Below are 16,935 nucleotides of genomic sequence, written 5' to 3'. Positions count from 1 at the left end.
CCATCAGCACGCCCCGCAGGGCGGGTTTTCACGCGAATGGGCCGGTCGGACCACCCGTACAGGGTGGGCGACCGGCCCAATCGTGGTGCGGTGCGGCGGATCAGTCCCGGACGGGCTCCACCACGGAGCGGCTCTCCGCGTCCGTCTCGTAGCGGCCGTCGAGCTTGGCGACCAGACCGGTGACCTGACGGGCGATGTCCGGTGCGGTCAGCCCGATCTCGGCCATGACCTCCTTGCGGGAGGCGTGGTCGAGGAAGACCGGCGGGATACCGAAGTCGCGCAGCGGTACGTCGACGTCGGCGTCGCGCAGCGCCTGGGCGACGGCGGAGCCGACGCCGCCGGCCCGGCTGTTGTCCTCGACGGTGACGACGACGCGGTGCTTCGCGGCGAGCGGCGCCATGGCCTCGTCCACGGGCTTGACCCAGCGCGGGTCCACGACGGTGGTCGAGATGCCCTGGGCGTCGAGCAGATCCGCGATCTCCAGGCACATCGGGGCGAGCGCCCCGATGGAGACGAGCAGGACGTCCGGCCGGGCGGCGGCCGGCTCGCGGAGCACGTCCATGCCGCCGACCGTGGAGACGGCCTTGACCGACGGGCCGACCGCGCCCTTGGAGAAGCGGACGACCGTCGGCGCGTCGTCGACCGCGACGGCCTCGCGCAGCTGGGCGCGAACCTGGTCGGCGTCGCGCGGGGCGGCGATCCGGAGGGTCGGCACGCACTGCAGGATCGACATGTCCCACATGCCGTTGTGCGAGGCGCCGTCCGTGCCGGTGACCCCGGCCCGGTCCAGGACGAAGGTCACGCCGCACTTGTGCAGGGCGACGTCCATCAGGACCTGGTCGAAGGCGCGGTTGAGGAAGGTGGCGTAGACCGCGAAGACGGGGTGCAGGCCGCCGGTGGCGAGGCCCGCCGCGGAGACCGCGCCGTGCTGCTCCGCGATGCCGACGTCGTAGATCCGGTCCGGGAAGGCCTTCTCGAACTTGGCCAGGCCGACCGGCTGGAGCATGGCCGCGGTGATCGCGACGATGTCCTCGCGCTCCCTGCCGAGCTTGACCATCTCCTCGCCGAACACGGAGGTCCAGTCCAGGCCCGAGGTGGCGACGGGCAGGCCGGTGTCGGGGTGGATCTTGCCGACGGCGTGGAAGCGGTCGGCCTCGTCCAGCAGCGCCGGGGTGTAGCCGCGGCCCTTCTCGGTGAGGCAGTGGACGATGACCGGGCCGCCGAAGCGCTTGGCGCGCTGGAGCGCCGACTCCAGTGCCTCCATGTCGTGTCCGTCGATCGGGCCGACGTACTTGAGGCCGAGGTCCTCGAACATGCCCTGCGGGGCGATGAAGTCCTTGAGGCCCTTCTTGGCGCCGTGCAGCGTCTCGTAGAGCGGCTTCCCGACGACGGGGGTGCGCTCCAGGAGGTCCTTGCCGCGGGCCAGGAAGCGCTCGTAGCCGTCGGTGGTGCGCAGGGTGGCCAGGTGGTTGGCGAGGCCGCCGATGGTCGGCGCGTAGGAGCGCTCGTTGTCGTTGACGACGATGACGAGCGGGCGGTCCTTGGCGGCGGCGATGTTGTTCAGCGCCTCCCAGGCCATGCCGCCGGTGAGGGCTCCGTCACCGATGACCGCGACGACGTGGTCGGGGCGCGCCAGCACCTCGTTGGCCTTGGCGAGGCCGTCGGCCCAGCCGAGCACCGTGGAGGCGTGCGAGTTCTCGATGACGTCGTGCTCGGACTCGGCACGCGAGGGGTAGCCGGAGAGGCCGCCCTTGCTCTTGAGCTTCGTGAAGTCCTGGCGGCCGGTGAGGAGCTTGTGTACGTAGCTCTGGTGGCCGGTGTCGAAGAGGACCTTGTCCTTCGGCGAGTCGAAGACCCGGTGCAGGGCGATGGTCAGCTCGACCACGCCCAGGTTGGGTCCGAGGTGTCCGCCGGTCTTGGAGACGGCGTCGACGAGGAAGGTCCGGATCTCTTCGGCGAGCTGCTCCAGCTGCTCGGGGGTGAGCCGGTCCAGGTCACGCGGTCCGCCGATGCTGGCCAGCAGATCCCATCCGTCGCCCACCACCGCCCGTGCATGACGCGCTTCGCGCGGCTGTGTCACCGTGCCTCCTTGCGATTGTGCTGGTCGAGCATGCCGATCCGATGAGTCTAATGTTCCGTTCGCCGCCACGGACATCGGGCAGGCCTGTGCCGACCCGCCGGGCCCGGCCGGTGAGGCGGGGCGAGCCGGTCCCACCTGTGCGTTCGCGGCGCCTCGCGAATGGTTCCCACCGGGCACTGTGACAGGAACGACGCCCCGGGCAGCGGCCCCGCAACGCCGGCAGTGCCCGGCTCCCCTTCGAGGGGGAGCCGGGCACTGCCGGTGTCGCGCTGCGGCCGGGCCCGGGTCACCGGGCGCGGAACGCGGTACTAGGCGCGGCCCGCGGTCTTCTGCGTGCGGCGGGAGACCGAGTCGATGACCACGGCGGCGAGGAGAACCGCACCGGTGATCATGTACTGCACGGCGTTGGCCATGCCGATCATGTTCAGGCCCTGCTGGATCGACTGGATGACGACCATGCCGAGGAGCGCGGACCAGACCTTGCCCCGGCCACCGAAGAGGCTGGTGCCACCGATGACCGCGGCCGCGATCACCAGCATCAGGGTGTTGCCGCCGCCGACGCTCTTGGTGGCGCCGCCGGAGAGGCTGGCGATGAAGAGTCCGCCGAAGGCGCCCAGCGTGCCGGAGAGCGCGAAGACGATGATGCGGATGCGGTCCACGCTGATACCGGCGCGGCGCGCGGCCTCGGCGTTGCCGCCGACCGCGAAGACCTGGCGGCCGAAGGTGGTGCGGCGGGCCACGAAGTCCGCGATCACCAGGACGGCCAGGAAGAGCACCAGGGCCAGCGGCAGACCGCGGGCGCCCTCGGGCTCGTTCAGGACGTACGCGACGACGAAGCACAGGACGGCGACGACGCCGGTGCGCAGCACGATCTCGGTGACCGGGCGGGCGGGCAGGTTCGCGGCCTTGCGGCGCTTGCTGTCCACCAGGAGGGACGCGGCGTACGCGACCACGGCGACGACGGCGAGGCCGTAGCCGACGCCCTTGTCCTCGAAGAAGTAGTTGGTGAGGTCCTCGACGACACTGCCGGACGGCGTGTTGATCGAGCCCTCGCCGCCCATCATCCAGTCCTGCAGACCGCTCCAGCCGAGGAAGCCGGCCAGGGTGACGACGAAGGCCGGCACCCCGATCTTGGCGAAGAAGAAGCCGTGCAGGGCGCCCAGCGCGGTTCCGGCGAGGACGGCGGTGAGGATCGCCAGCCACTCCGGCCAGCCGTGGTTGACGTTGAGCACGGCCCAGGTGGCCGCACCGACACCGGCGACCGAGCCGACCGAGAGGTCGATCTCGCCGAGCAGCAGCACGAACACGATGCCGACCGCCATGATGCCGAGGCCGGAGCTGTAGACAGCGATGTTGGCGACGGAGCTGGCGGAGAGGAAGTTGCTGTTCTGGAGCTGGAAGACGATCGCGATGACGATCAGCCCGACGAAGACCGGCAGCGAGCCGAGCTCACCGCCGCGCACCTTGCGGATGAACTCCGACCAGTAGCCCTTGAAGCCCTCCTCGCGGATGAGCAGGCGCGGGTCCACCGCGGGGATGGTCGCCGTCGACGGCTCCGCCTGGGCCGGCACCGTGGCACTCTGCTCGGACTTCTCGGACTTCTTGGTGGAAGGCCCGGGGGTCTTGGCGAGGTCGCTCACTTTGCGTCCTCCTTCGTGACTGTGCGTGCCTGGCGGCGCGTGACGGCATTGTCCGTGGCGCCGGTGATCGCGGCGATGACCTCTTCGTGGGAGGTGGTCTTGACGTCGAAGACGCCGTTGTTGCGGCCCAGACGGAGCACCGCGACCCGGTCCGCGACGGCGTTCACGTCGGCCATGTTGTGGCTGATGAGGATGACGCCGTGGCCCCGCTCGCGCAGCCGCTCCACGAGGTCGAGGACCTGGGCGGTCTGCTCGACGCCGAGCGCGGCGGTCGGCTCGTCGAGGATGACGACCTTGGGGTCGCCGATCAGGGCGCGGGCGATGGCCACGACCTGACGCTGACCACCGGAGAGCGAGGCGACCGGTATGCGGACGCTGGGGATCCGGATGGACAGGGTGTCCAGCAGTTCCTTGGCGCGCTTCTCCATCGCGATCTCGTCGAGGACGGAGACGCTGCGCAGTTCGTTGCCGAGGAAGAGGTTGGCGACGACATCGAGGTTGTCGCAGAGGGCCAAGTCCTGGTAGACGGTGGCGATTCCGAGGTCCTGGGCGTCGTTCGGCCGGTTGATCCGGACCGTCCCGCCCTCCCACTCGATGGCGCCTTCGTCGATCGGGTGGACACCCGAGATGGTCTTGACAAGGGTTGACTTGCCGGCGCCGTTGTCGCCGACCAGGGCAACCACTTCGCCGGGGTGAATCTCCAGGTTCACATCGGTGAGCGCCTGAACGGCGCCGAACCGCTTGGAGATTCCGCGCAACGCCAGCACGGGCGTAGCGGACACGTGAATCATCTCCTTCGCCGCCTGACCGGCGGGGATGGTGCTGCAATCGCACTGAGGGGTGCCGGTTCGGGTCCTCGGACCACCGTCGTCGCCTGGTGGCCGTGAGGCCTGGGGCGGCGGCAGTCCGACGACCGGATCCGGTGGGAAGAGTCCGGCCCCGCCCCCGCTTTGCGGGGCGTTGACGGGGCGGGGGCCGGACTGGCAAGGGGCGCCCCTGAGGGCTTGCCCGCCGGTGTTACTTGATACCGGCGGCTTCGCACGCCTTCTTGTACTCGGGGGTGCAGATCTCGGAGGCCTTGTAGACCTTGTCCGCGACGATCGTGGAGCCGATGTTCTCCTTGGTCACGACCGTGGCGTCGTACAGCCGCGACGGGGTGGCCTTGAACTCGCCCGAGAGGCTGTCGACCTTGGTGTTGACCAGGTCGTCGAACTTCTCGCCCTTGAGGAGCTTCACCGCGATGCCCGCGGTGGTGTCCGCCTGCGGCTTGATCTGCTTGTAGATCGAGAAGGACTGCTCACCCGCGAGGATGCGCTGCAGACCGGCGAGCTCGGAGTCCTGACCGCCGACCGGGACCTTCACGCCCTGCTTCTTGAGGGCGGTGATGATGCCACCGGCCATGCCGTCGTTCGCGGAGTAGACGCCCTGGAAGCCGTTCTTGCCCAGCGAGTCGAGGGCGGCACCCATCTTCTTGTTCGCCTCGTCCGGCGACCAGTCCGGGATGTCCTGCTCGTAGACGACCTTCTTGACCTGGGTGTCCAGGACGCTGTGCGCGCCCTTCTTGAAGAAGGGGGCGTTCGGGTCGAGCGGCGAGCCGTTGATCATGACGACGTTGCTGCTCTTCGCCTTGGGGCCCAGCGCCTTGACGAGCGCCTCGCCCTGGAGGCGGCCGATCTTCTCGTTGTCGTAGCTGATGTACGCGGAGATCGGGCCCTCGGCGAGACGGTCGTACGCGACGACCTTCACGCCCTTCTTGTCGGCCTGCTGGACCCAGGACTTCACGGCCTTGTAGTCGACCGTGTCCAGGATGATGACCTTGACGCCCTGGGTGACCAGCGAGTCGAACTGCTTCTTCTGGGTCTCCGCGTCGCCGCCGGCGTTGTTGTACTTGACGTCGCAGTCGGCGCAGAGCGCCTTGATCTTCGCCTCGATCATCGGGCGGTCGAAGGTCTCGTAACGCGTGGTCTTGTTCTCCGGCAGCAGCAGGCCGATGGTCTTGCTGTCACCACCGCTACCGCTGTCCTTGTCGTCGCCCGCCTTGCCGCAGGCTGCGAGGGAGACGGCCATGGAAACCGCGGCCGTGCCTATGACGATGCGTCGCGTCATTGCGTTCATTCTGGGTGTGCCTCCCTGACGAGGCCGCAGCGTTGCGGCCGAGGTGGCTGGAAGTCAACTCGGCCCCGAGGCCAGCGTCAAGGAGTAAATCCTTAACGAGATGACAACGGTGCCATTCGTTATCTAAGTGAAGGCAGGGGTCGCCGTCGGGAGGGTGCTCTCCAAAAGGGTCGAATCACCCATCTCACTCAGGACGAGGGCGAGCGCGCCGAGCACTTCCGCCCGGCCGCCGAGCGCCCCCGGGAGCACCGAGAGCTGCCGCGCGGCGCTGGGGATGGAGTAGCGCGAGACCGAGTCGCGGATCGGCCCGAGGACCAGTTCGCCGGCCTCCGCGAGCGAGCCGCCGAGGACCACCCGGCTGGGGTTGAGCAGATTGCAGAGGTTCGCCACCCCGCTGCCGATGTGCCGCCCGACGTCACCGATCACCCGGCGGCATCCCGGATCGCCCTCACGGGCCAGCTGGACCACCCGCTCCATGGTGAGATCGGGGCCGTGGCTGGGCTGGAGCAGCGGCAGCACGTACCGCGCGGCCGTGAACGTCTCCAGGCATCCGCGGTTGCCGCAGCGGCAGACCGGACCCGATTCGTCGAGGGTGATGTGGCCGATCTCGCCGGCCGTGCCGCCGGGGCCCCGGTAGATGTGCCCGTCGATCACCAGACCGGCGCCGACACCGCTCGCGACCTTGATGTACGCGAGGTCCGTGACCCCCCGGCCGCTCCCCCAGACCAGCTCCCCCAGGGCCCCGAGGTTGGCGTCGTTGTCCACGTAGACCGGCACTCCGAGGCGGCCGGCCAGCTCTTCCCTGGGGTTGATGCCCGTCCACCCCGGCAGGATCGACGTGGAGCCCAGCGTGCCGGACTCGACGTCGATCGGGCCGGGTACACCGAGGCCGACCCCGATCACCTTGCCGGGGCTGATCCCGGTCGTCTCGATCAGCCGGTTGACCAGCTGTTCCGCCCGTCCGAAGCCCTCCGCGGACGAGGCGTCCACGTCCAGCGGCTCGGACTCCTCGGCGAGCACCTGGTGGGCCAGGTTGCCGACCGCCACCCGAAGGTGCGTGTGCCCGAAATCGACGCCGATGACGATGCCCGCGTCACCACTGAGCGAGACGCTGCGCGCGCGGCGGCCGCCCGCCGAGGTGGGGGTCACCTCGACCGTGCCGCCCTCTTTCAGTTCGCGAACGATATTGGAGACGGTGGCCGCGGAGAGGCCCGTGCTCCTGGCGATCTCCGCCTGGGTGAGCGAACCCGCCATACGTACGGCGCGCACTACCCGCTCAAGGTTGGCGCGATGCAGAGATGTCTGCGACCCCGGAGTCTCCATCGACTCTCTCACTCCTGCCATATTCTCCAACATGTGAACTCTAAGCTGAGCGTTTTGGGGTACTCCCCGTCAAGACCTTGAGCAGTCGAAGCCTCGGATGAGCACCGGACCCTCGCACGACGACCCCCGCGAACTCCCCCGTAAACAGACGAACCGCCCCCCGGCGCGGATGCCGGGGGGCGGTTCGGTCGTTCGGTGCGAGCGTTCGAGGAGTTACTTCACCGCTCCTGCGGTGAGGCCGGCCACCACCTGGCGCTGGAAGATGATGTAGGCCGCGAGGACCGGCAGCATCGCCATCACCAGACCGGCGAAGAGACCTGACCAGTCGCCCTTGTAGCCCTGCCCGTTGGCCAGTTCGACCAGGCCCTGGGAGAGCACCCGGTACTTCGGATCGGTGTTCAGGACCGTTGGCAGCAGGTACTGGTTCCACTGCCCGAGGAAGTTGAAGATACCGACGCTGATCAGGCCGGGCTTCGCCATCGGCAGCATCACCTGGAAGAACGTCCGGGTGTGCGAGGCCCCGTCGAGCATCGCCGCCTCGGCCACCGAGCTCGGCAACGAGCGGAAGAACGAGGTGAGGAAGAAGACGGTGAAGGGCAGCGAGTACGCGATGTAGACCATGATCAGTCCGTGCCGCGTGTTCAGCAGGCCCATGTTGTTCATGACGAAGAACAGCGGGACCAGCGCCAGGATGATCGGGAAACTCATCCCTCCGATGAACAGGTAGTAGATGAAGCGGTTGCCCGGGAAGTCGAACCGCGCCAGTACGTACGCCGCCATCGAACCGAGCAGCAGGGTGCCGATGAGCGAACCGCCGACCACCAGAATGGTGTTCAGGAAGTAGTCGCTCATGTGCGCCTGGCCCCAGGCACGCGACCAGTTCTCGAAGTGAAGCTTGTCCGGCAGCGCCCACGGCGTCGACAGGATCGAGTCGTCCGTCTTGAACGAGGCCATGATCGCCCAGAGCAGCGGCATGACCACCAGGATCGCCCAGATGACCAGCACGCCGTGCGAGAAGACGTTGAGGACCTTGCCCTCGCTGCTCTTCTCCTTGCCGCCGGGTGCGGGCGCCTTGGCCACCGCGGGGGCCGGTTCCTTCACCGCGTCCACGGGAGGGATGTCAGTGGCCTTCACGTGCGCTCACCTCGTACTACTGTCGAGCCGGCCGCCTCGGCCGGGCTGTCTTGCCTGCTGGGAGTCCGGGCACCGCGCCCCGGGGAGCGCGGCATCAGAACTCCAGCCGCTCGCGCCGGCCCAGTCGCATCACGATGGCGGCGAACGCCATGGTGATGATGAGCAGTCCGACACCGATCGTCGTCGCGTATCCGGCCTGACCGTCACGGAAGGCCGTCTGGTAGACGTACAGCGGCAGGACGGTGCTCGAGTAGTCGGGGCCGCCGGGGCCCACCGTCATGACCTGTACCGCTGTGAAGGCCTCGACCCCGAGCGCCAGGATGCCCATGTAGACCCAGCCCGACTGCACGGTGTCCCAGAGCAGCGGCAGGGTGATCCTGAAGAACGTCGTGATGCGGTTGGCCCCGTCCAGGAGCGCCGCCTCGTAGAAGTCCTTGGGAATGGACGCCATTCCGGCGGAGAAGAGAACGACGAAGAATCCGACGGTCGACCAGACCAGCACCGACATGACGCAGATGAGCGCGAGACTCGGATCGCCCAGCCAGTCCGGCTGAATGGAACCGAGACCGACTCCCTTGAGCGCCGAATTCAGCATTCCACTGCGCGGGTTGAACGCGAACTGGAACAGCAGGGCGACGATGACGATCGAGAGCACCTGCGGGAAGAAGTAGGCGATCTTGTAGAAACCCGAACCCCGCACGCCGGAGACCGCGGCGTTCTTGCGCCGCCGGCCCCCGACATTGAGCATGAAGGCGAAGAAGAGCGCGAGGCCCAGCGTCACCAGCGGTAGCACCAGCACCAGCACCAGGCTGTGCTGCAAGGACTTCCAGAAGATGTCGTCCTTGAGCATCCTGGTGTAGTTGTCGAAGCCGACCATCTTGAAGTCGGGACTCAGACCGGTCCAGTCCGTGAACGAATAGTAGATGGCCTGGATGAACGGCCAGATGACGAAGACCGCGTACAACACCAGTGGGACTACCAAGAACCCCACAATGAAGCGGTACTTGCCGTGCTGCATCGTTTACCGACCCCGATCTTTCCGCGGGTGCCGCCGCTGGTGACGGTTACTCACTGGTGCTTGTAGTGCTTGATGGACTGGTCCTTGGCAGCGGCGTCCGCGTAGCCCTGGATCTTCTTGATGGCTTCGGCGGGCGTCAGACGCCCGGCCATCATCTCGCCGAGACCGGCGCCGATCTGCTCCTTCTGGAGCTTCACGTACCAGTCCTGCATACGCGGGTTCACCACGTTGTCGCCGGCCTTCTTCAGGGCGTCGACGCCGGACTGCATGGCGGTGGACAGGGTCAGTCCGTCGGTGCCGCCGTTGAAGGCGCTCAGCGACTTGACCTGCTTGGTGAAGTTCTTCGAGGACTCCTCGGAGAGCATGATGCGCAGCTGCTCCATGCCGCCCTCGGGGTTCTTCGCCTTGGCCGGGATGATGAACGGCTCGCCGCCGGAGGCCCAGATGGTGCCGAAGGGCAGCTTGTCGGACGAGTCCAGGCCGGACGGCGCCGCGACCATCATCTTGAAGTCCTTGGGCGTGGTCGGCGCGGCCTCGTTCTCCACCCACGAACCGTTCGGGAGGAAGAGCGCCTTGCCCTTGGTCCACTCGGTCTGCGACTGGATGTGGGTCAGGCCCGTGGTGCCCTTGAGGATGTACCCCTTCTGCTGCAGCTCGTAGTACGCCTCGAACGCGGCCTTGACGGCCGGGTCCTTCCAGGCGTTCGGCTCCAGGTTGTCGATCTTGTCGAGAACCTCGCGGCCGCCGATCTTGGCGATGAACGGGTAGAGCGAGAACGGAAGGTAGTAGGGGTACTTACCGGCGTAGGTCCAGCCGGCGATGCCCTTCTTCTTCGCCTTCTCGCACAGGGCGAGCATGTCGTCCCAGTTCTCGGGGTACTGGGCGTCCAGGCCCTCCAGCGCGGTCTGCGAGTACCACACGCCGTAGACGGTGTACGCGTAGTACATGATCCAGACCGGGTCGCCGTCGAACTGACCCATCTCCAGGACACCCGGGCGCAGGGTGTCGCGGACCTTCTTGGCCGGGTCGTCGAAGGACGGGGCGTCCATCAGCGGCGTCAGGTCGAGCAGCTGCTTCTTGCCGACGAGGACACCCATGTCCATCTGCTCGGCGCCCGAGTTGTCGATCAGGTCCGGCGGGGTGCCACCGTTGAAGCGCGGCTGCAGCTGCGACTGGATCTTCTGCGTCGCGGAGTGCTTGACCTTGGCCTTCGGGAACGAGGCGTTGTACTTCTTCTCCGCGTCGATGGCGTACTGCTCACCGAAGCCACCGTTGAAGATGACCACGTCGAGGCCGGCCGTGTCGTTGACGCCCAGCGGGTTCTTCGCGCTGGTCTTGCCCTTCTTGACCGTGTCGTCGCTGCTGCTGTCGCTACTCGCACACGCCGACAGGAAGCTCATTGTCGGGACCGTGATCAGACCGAGTGCGGCAGACCGCTTGATCACGTCGCGACGGCCAAGGCCCTCATTCTTGCGGGCGGAGGTGGATGCCATGCTCAAGTCCTCGCCTTCTCCAGGACTCAGGCGGTGTTGTACCGGTCGCCCCATCGATATTCGCCTCAGGCGAAGGGCCCCGCCACCGCGGTCAGTTGCGCTTGGGTGGTGCAGATTTCAGGCTAGCCATTGCAGTGGGGGGTACGGGGGGAGGGGCCAGCCGACGCACCTGTGGCGCGTCGAGTTGCCCTGCCCCGGTTGTCCCCCTTGTCGCACAGATGAAAAAATGCTGTGCAGACGCCGACAGGTATAGTCCACTTGCGCCCAACTGAGCAAGATCGAATGCAGGTTTGAACGGCAGTCTTTCCCGAGTTGAGACCTCGCTGATACCACGGCACCGCACGGCCTCCTCCGGATGTAACGATTTCCGCAATACGGTCGATTCGACTGCGGGCTCCCATCCAACACCCTTGACACCACCAGGCACTTCACTTCCTACTGGTTCTTGCGCACGCTTCTGACAACGTTGTCCAAGTGCACTTCCTCGGGAGGAATGGCTCGGCATGCAGCCCCGACACGGTTCTCGCAAGAGACAAAACGGTACGGCCGCGCTGATCGCGGCTTCACTGATCCTGGTCGTGACAGCCCCCACCGCGGCCGCCGCTCAGTCGGCCGGGTCCGCGGAAAAGGGCCACCGGCCCCCGGGCGACCGGACTTTCAGCTCGTCCTTCGAAGAGGACGAGAAGCAGCCGGACTGGCGCAATACCGTCGAAGAAGGCCCCGACGGAAAGAAGCGGACATCGGGTATCGATGGCGGCTTCTCCGCCGGAATACCGGGCAATGTCACCGACAAGGTCACAGACGTCCGCGCCAGCGACGAGAACACCGGCGGCGGTGAGGTGAAGGAAAACCTCGTCGACGGTGAATCCGGTACGAAGTGGCTGTCGTTCAAGCCCACCGCGTGGGCGGAGTTCGATCTCTCCGAACCGGTCAAGGTCGTCACGTACGCCCTGACCTCGGCCGACGACCACGACGAACGGGACCCGAAGGACTGGACGCTGCAGGGCTCCGAGGACGGCAAGACCTGGACGGACCTGGACTCCCGCACCGGCCAGACCTTCTCCGAGCGCTTCCAGACCAAGTCCTACGACTTCACGGCGGACAAGGCCTACCAGCACTTCCGCCTGGACATCACGAAGAACAACGGCGCCGGCGACGCGACCCAGCTCGCCGACGTCCAGTTCTCCGACGGGAACACCTCCACCCCGGCCCCCGACGACATGCGCAGCCAGATCGACCGGGGCCCCGCCGGCTCCCCCACCGCCAAGGCCGGCGCCGGCTTCACCGGGAAGAAGGCGCTGCGCTACGCCGGAACGCACAAGGCGGACGGGCGGGGCTACTCGTACAACAAGGTCTTCGACGTCAACACCGCCGTCACCCGGGACACCGAACTCTCCTACCTGGTCTACCCCCAGATGGGCGAGACGGACCTGTCCTACCCGGCCACCCACGTAGCCGTGGACCTGGCGTTCACCGACGGCACGTACCTGAGCGAGCTGCGCGCCACCGACTCCAACGGCGGCCTGCTGACCCCGCAGGGCCAGGCCGACGCCAAGCGGCTGTACGTCAACCAGTGGAACAAGGTCGACGCAACGATCGGCACGGTCGCCGCGGGCAAGACGGTCGACCGGATCCTCGTCGCGTACGACTCCCCCAAGGGCCCGTCGAAGTTCCAGGGCTGGATCGACGACGTCAAGATCGCGCCGAAGGCCCCCGAGAAGCGCAAGGCGCACCTCTCGGACTACGCCTCGACCGTCCGGGGCACCAACTCCAGCGGCAGCTTCTCCCGGGGCAACAACTTCCCCGCCACCGCCGTCCCCAACGGTTTCAACTTCTGGACCCCGGTCACCAACGCCGGATCGACCAGCTGGCTGTACGACTACGCGAGCGGGAACAACGACGACAACCTGCCCACCATGCAGGCCTTCAGCGCGAGTCATGAGCCGAGCCCCTGGATGGGCGACCGGCAGACCTTCCAGCTGATGCCGTCGGTCGCGTCCGGCACCCCGGACGCCGACCGCAAGACACGCGCGCTGCCGTTCAAGCACGACAACGAGACGGCGAGGCCCCACTACTACGGGGTCACGTTCGAGAACGGCCTCAAGGCCGAGATGACGCCGACCGACCACGCGGCACGGATGCGGTTCACGTATCCGGGCAAGGACGCGAGCATGGTCTTCGACAACGTCTCCAACGACGGCGGGCTCACCCTCGACCCGAAGACGAGCTCCTTCACCGGCTTCTCGGACGTGAAGAGCGGCGGCTCGACCGGTGCCACCCGGCTGTTCGTCTACGGCGTCTTCGACGCGCGCGTCACCGGCAGCGGCAAGCTCTCCGGCGGCGGCGGTGACGACGTGACCGGCTACCTCCGCTTCGACGCGGGCAAGGACCGTACCGTCAACCTGCGCCTGGCCACCTCGCTGATCAGCATCGACCAGGCGAAGCAGAACCTGGCCGCCGAGATCCCGGCCTCGCGCTCCTTCGACCGGGTCGAGAACAAGGCCCGGGGCGCCTGGGACGACCTGCTGGGCAAGGTCGAGGTCGAGGGCGCGACCACCGACCAGCTGACCACGCTGTACTCCAGCATGTACCGGCTCTACCTCTACCCGAACTCGGGCTTCGAGAAGGTCGGGAAGAAGGACAAGTACGCCTCGCCGTTCTCCCCGCAGGTCGGCTCGGACACCCCGACCCACACCGGCGCGAAGATCGTCGACGGCAAGGTGTACGTCAACAACGGCTTCTGGGACACCTACCGCACGACGTGGCCGGCGTACTCCTTCCTCACCCCGAAGAAGGCCGGCGAGATGGTGGACGGCTTCGTCCAGCAGTACAAGGACGGCGGCTGGATCTCCCGCTGGTCCTCGCCCGGCTACTCGGACCTGATGACCGGCACCTCCTCGGACGTCGCGTTCGCCGACGCCTACGTCAAGGGCGTGAAGTTCGACGCCGAGGCGGCGTACGACGCGGCCCTGAAGAACGCCACGGTCGTCCCGCCGTCCTCCGGCGTCGGCCGCAAGGGCATGGAGACGTCCCCGTTCGTCGGGTACGCCGACACCACGACCCACGAGGGCATGTCCTGGTCGATGGAGGGTTACGTCAACGACTACGGCATCGCGCAGATGGGCCAGGCCCTCTACAAGAAGACGCACAAGCAGCGCTACAAGGACGAGTCCGAGTACTTCATGAACCGGGCCCGCAACTACGTGGAGCTGTTCGACGACAAGGCGGGCTTCTTCCAGGGCAAGGACGCCAAGGGCGACTGGCGGCTGCCGTCCGACCGGTACGACCCGCGCGTGTGGGGCTACGACTACACGGAGACCAACGGCTGGGGCTACGCGTTCACCGCCCCGCAGGACAGCAAGGGCCTGGCGAACCTGTACGGCGGCCGGGACGGTCTGGCCAAGAAGCTGGACACGTACTTCGCCACCCCCGAGACGGCGGGCCCGGAGTTCGTCGGCAGCTACGGCGGCGTCATCCACGAGATGACGGAGGCCCGTGACGTACGGATGGGCCAGTACGGCCACAGCAACCAGGTCGCCCACCACGTCACGTACATGTACGACGCGGCCTCGCAGCCGTACAAGACGCAGGAGAAGGTCCGCGAGGTCCTCGGCCGCCTGTACACGGGCAGCGAGATCGGCCAGGGCTACCACGGCGACGAGGACAACGGCGAGCAGTCGGCCTGGTACCTCTTCTCCTCGCTCGGCTTCTACCCGCTGGTCATGGGCAGCGGCGAGTACGCGATCGGCTCCCCGCTGTTCACCAAGACCACCGTGCACCTGGAGAACGGCCACGACCTGGTCGTCAGGGCGCCGAAGAACAGCGCGAAGAACATCTACGTCCAGGGCCTGAGGGTCAACGGCAAGAAGTGGACCTCCACCTCGCTGCCGCACGACCTGCTGGCCAAGGGCGGCGTGCTGGACTTCGACATGGGCCCGAAGCCGTCGGCCTGGGGCACCGGCAAGGACGCGGCGCCGGTCTCCATCACCAAGGACGACAAGGTGCCCGCTCCGAAGAAGGACGTCCTGAAGGGCTCGGGCGCCCTCTTCGACAACACCTCGGCCACCTCGGCCACCGTCACCACGGTGGAGCTTCCGGTCCCCTCGGCGACGAACGCGGTCCAGTACACGCTGACGTCGGGCGCGGCGGACAAGGCGCCGAGCGGCTGGGTGGTGCAGGGTTCCCCGGACGGCACCACCTGGAAGGACCTGGACAGGCAGTCAGGCCAGTCGTTCGCCTGGGACAAGCAGACGAGGGCCTTCACGGTGAAGTCCCCCGGCTCCTACGCGCACTACCGGCTGGTGCTCGACGGTGAGGCGACGCTCGCGGAGGTGGAGCTGATCTCCTGACCGTACGACAGCGCGACGGACGGCCGGTATCTCCCCACGAGATGCCGGCCGTCCGGCGTTCTCACCCCCACCCACAGTGCGGGCAAGTCCGTTGGCGGGACCGGGTTCACCGCCGGTGGGCACGTATCCGAAGGCCGCGGACCGCCAGCGCCTGGGAGCGCTCCCACTCGTGGGGGAGGCTAGCGCGGCCGCGCGGGACTGTAAACAATCCGGACCGCACGGAGCCGTGGAACGGCGGGAACGGGAACTCCCCCGGCTACGCCGTGCGTCATGCAGACCGTGATGGACATGGACGACATGATGCTCGACGAACTCAGCGATACCTGGGAGGACATGAGGGAGAACTACCAGGAGAGCCGGAACGAAGGCTACGACCGGTCGGTGCTCGACTGCGCTGCCGAGCTGACCGCCGACCCGGACGGTGAGTCGGCCTACGTCTGGACGCTCGGACTGACGCTGATGGCCCCCTACCTCACCTGGCTGCCCGGTGCGGGGGTCGCGGAGCAGGCCGTGACGGCCCTGGAAGCCGCCGACAGGGCCCTGCGCGGGCACGGTTGCGCCCATGACGCGCATCCGTACGAGAGTCATGACGTCGATCAGGACGAGCAGCTCGCCGAGTTGCTCCTCCTGATAGCCGACGACACGGCCGCCTGGGAGGAGGACCGGCCCCGGAGCGAGTGGCGGTGCCCGCTCAACGCGGCCGGGTTCGCACGGATCGCGCTCGACATCGTCCGCCCGGGGTCGGTCACGGATGTGCCGCCCCGGCTGCCGGTGGACGCAAAGGCCAGCATCGATACCCTGGCGGCGCTGCTGCACGGGTACCCGAAGCCGTGGACCGACATCGACGACGAGATCAGCGGCCAGGCCGTGGAGCTGTCCTGTGCGGCCCCGGCGGACCGGGCCGGGCGGCTGATGGTCGTCCGGGCGGTGACCTGGTACGCGGTCTCCGGCACGGTGCACACCAAGTCCGTACTCGATAGCCTGATCAGGTCGGTGGAACAGGTGGTGCCGCACTTCGCCGAGGGCGACTGCGCCCACGACGGGCACCCTCCTCTGCCGAACAGCGGGCCGAACGCAGCGGAACTCGGCATCACGCTGAGCAGTCCGGGCGGACGGGGAATCTACGAACAGCGCCGCATCGCGTGGGGGGCGGCCCCGCTCGACAAAGTGGTGTGCCCGGTCCTCATGGGAGAGATCGCGGACGAGACACTGGCGCAGCTGCGCGAGCGGTACGAGATCCTCTTCGGGGAGCGCGATACCTCGCACGCCGACGCCGAGTACCTGCGCGCGGACGGCCGGCTCGACATCGAGAAGCTCGTGGAGCGGTCAGACAACAAGCACTGGAACGAGAAGTACGCCGACGATCTGGGTCTGTGGGCGGCCCGGCGCCACGAGCAGTCCGACGACCGCGATCGCGCCGTACTGCTGCTCGTGGCGTACCAGGCGGTGCAGAACGCGTACCCGGCCCCTCCCCTCTCCGTCGCCCGGGGCGTCCTGGCCACGATGCGGGCCGTCGCCGCGGCTCCGCTGCCCGCCGAGTGCCTGCACGAGGACGAGCACCCGCCCCTTCGGCGCGCGGAGTTCCGCGACGGCATGGCGCACTTCTGGGCACCGGAGGAGTTCCCGCCGGCCGAGGAGTCCCGCAGCGCGGAGTCGTGGATGTGTCCGCGGTTCGCGGCGGAGGTCGCCGAGGCCTGTATCGGCGACCTGAAGGGCCTGTACGAGGAGGACGAGGTCGCCGGGGCGAGCTGACGTCCGGCAGCACCGGGCGCTCGGCACCCCT

10 protein-coding genes are annotated in these 16,935 nt (G+C 67.7%); 2 read left to right on the top strand and 8 right to left on the bottom strand.

Features of this window, described 5'->3' with window-relative positions:
• Window positions 1–100 precede the first annotated feature (100 nt).
• From dxs to ngcE, 8 genes are all read right to left on the bottom strand, one after another.
• On the bottom strand, window positions 101–2,080 hold the full coding sequence (dxs, locus tag EDD93_RS24960) for a 1-deoxy-D-xylulose-5-phosphate synthase (RefSeq protein ID WP_260255854.1): 1,980 nt from the start codon (window positions 2,078–2,080) through the stop codon (window positions 101–103).
• A 308-nt stretch (window positions 2,081–2,388) separates the two neighbouring features.
• Window positions 2,389–3,720 carry a sugar ABC transporter permease gene (locus EDD93_RS24955; protein ID WP_123527268.1) on the bottom strand — a complete coding sequence of 444 codons (1,332 nt, stop codon included), beginning with the start codon at window positions 3,718–3,720 and terminating at the stop codon, window positions 2,389–2,391.
• Entirely contained in the window at window positions 3,717–4,511 is a 795-nt protein-coding gene (locus tag EDD93_RS24950) for an ATP-binding cassette domain-containing protein (protein ID WP_123527267.1), read from the bottom strand. The genes EDD93_RS24955 and EDD93_RS24950 overlap by 4 nt, the downstream gene beginning before the upstream one ends.
• Window positions 4,512–4,737: 226 nt before the next feature.
• Window positions 4,738–5,835, bottom strand: coding sequence for a substrate-binding domain-containing protein (locus tag EDD93_RS24945; RefSeq protein ID WP_398904805.1), 1,098 nt, complete (start codon window positions 5,833–5,835; stop codon window positions 4,738–4,740).
• Between the two features lie 123 nt (window positions 5,836–5,958).
• Window positions 5,959–7,158 carry an ROK family transcriptional regulator gene (locus tag EDD93_RS24940; RefSeq protein WP_123527266.1) on the bottom strand — a complete coding sequence of 400 codons (1,200 nt, stop codon included), beginning with the start codon at window positions 7,156–7,158 and terminating at the stop codon, window positions 5,959–5,961.
• Between the two features lie 213 nt (window positions 7,159–7,371).
• A complete protein-coding gene (locus EDD93_RS24935) occupies window positions 7,372–8,292 on the bottom strand; it encodes a carbohydrate ABC transporter permease (RefSeq protein WP_398904803.1) in 921 nt (306 codons plus the stop codon).
• A gap of 94 nt (window positions 8,293–8,386) precedes the next feature.
• A complete protein-coding gene (locus EDD93_RS24930; protein WP_123527265.1) occupies window positions 8,387–9,310 on the bottom strand; it encodes a carbohydrate ABC transporter permease in 924 nt (307 codons plus the stop codon).
• A gap of 50 nt (window positions 9,311–9,360) precedes the next feature.
• The gene (ngcE, locus tag EDD93_RS24925) at window positions 9,361–10,803 is read right to left on the bottom strand and encodes an N-acetylglucosamine/diacetylchitobiose ABC transporter substrate-binding protein (protein WP_123527264.1); all 1,443 of its coding nucleotides are present in this window, start codon (window positions 10,801–10,803) and stop codon (window positions 9,361–9,363) included.
• Window positions 10,804–11,306: 503 nt separating this feature from the next.
• Between ngcE and EDD93_RS24920 the strand changes: the two genes are divergently transcribed.
• Window positions 11,307–15,152 (top strand): GH92 family glycosyl hydrolase, encoded by a 3,846-nt coding sequence (locus EDD93_RS24920; RefSeq protein WP_123527263.1) that lies wholly within the window; start codon window positions 11,307–11,309, stop codon window positions 15,150–15,152.
• Window positions 15,153–15,422: 270 nt separating this feature from the next.
• Window positions 15,423–16,904 carry a hypothetical protein gene (locus EDD93_RS24915; protein ID WP_123527262.1) on the top strand — a complete coding sequence of 494 codons (1,482 nt, stop codon included), beginning with the start codon at window positions 15,423–15,425 and terminating at the stop codon, window positions 16,902–16,904.
• Window positions 16,905–16,935: the final 31 nt, after the last annotated feature.

The organism is Streptomyces sp. 840.1, from assembly GCF_003751445.1.
In the GTDB taxonomy this organism is placed as follows: Bacteria; Actinomycetota; Actinomycetes; order Streptomycetales; family Streptomycetaceae; genus Streptomyces.
This window is presented reverse-complemented; position numbering and strand designations above follow the sequence as displayed.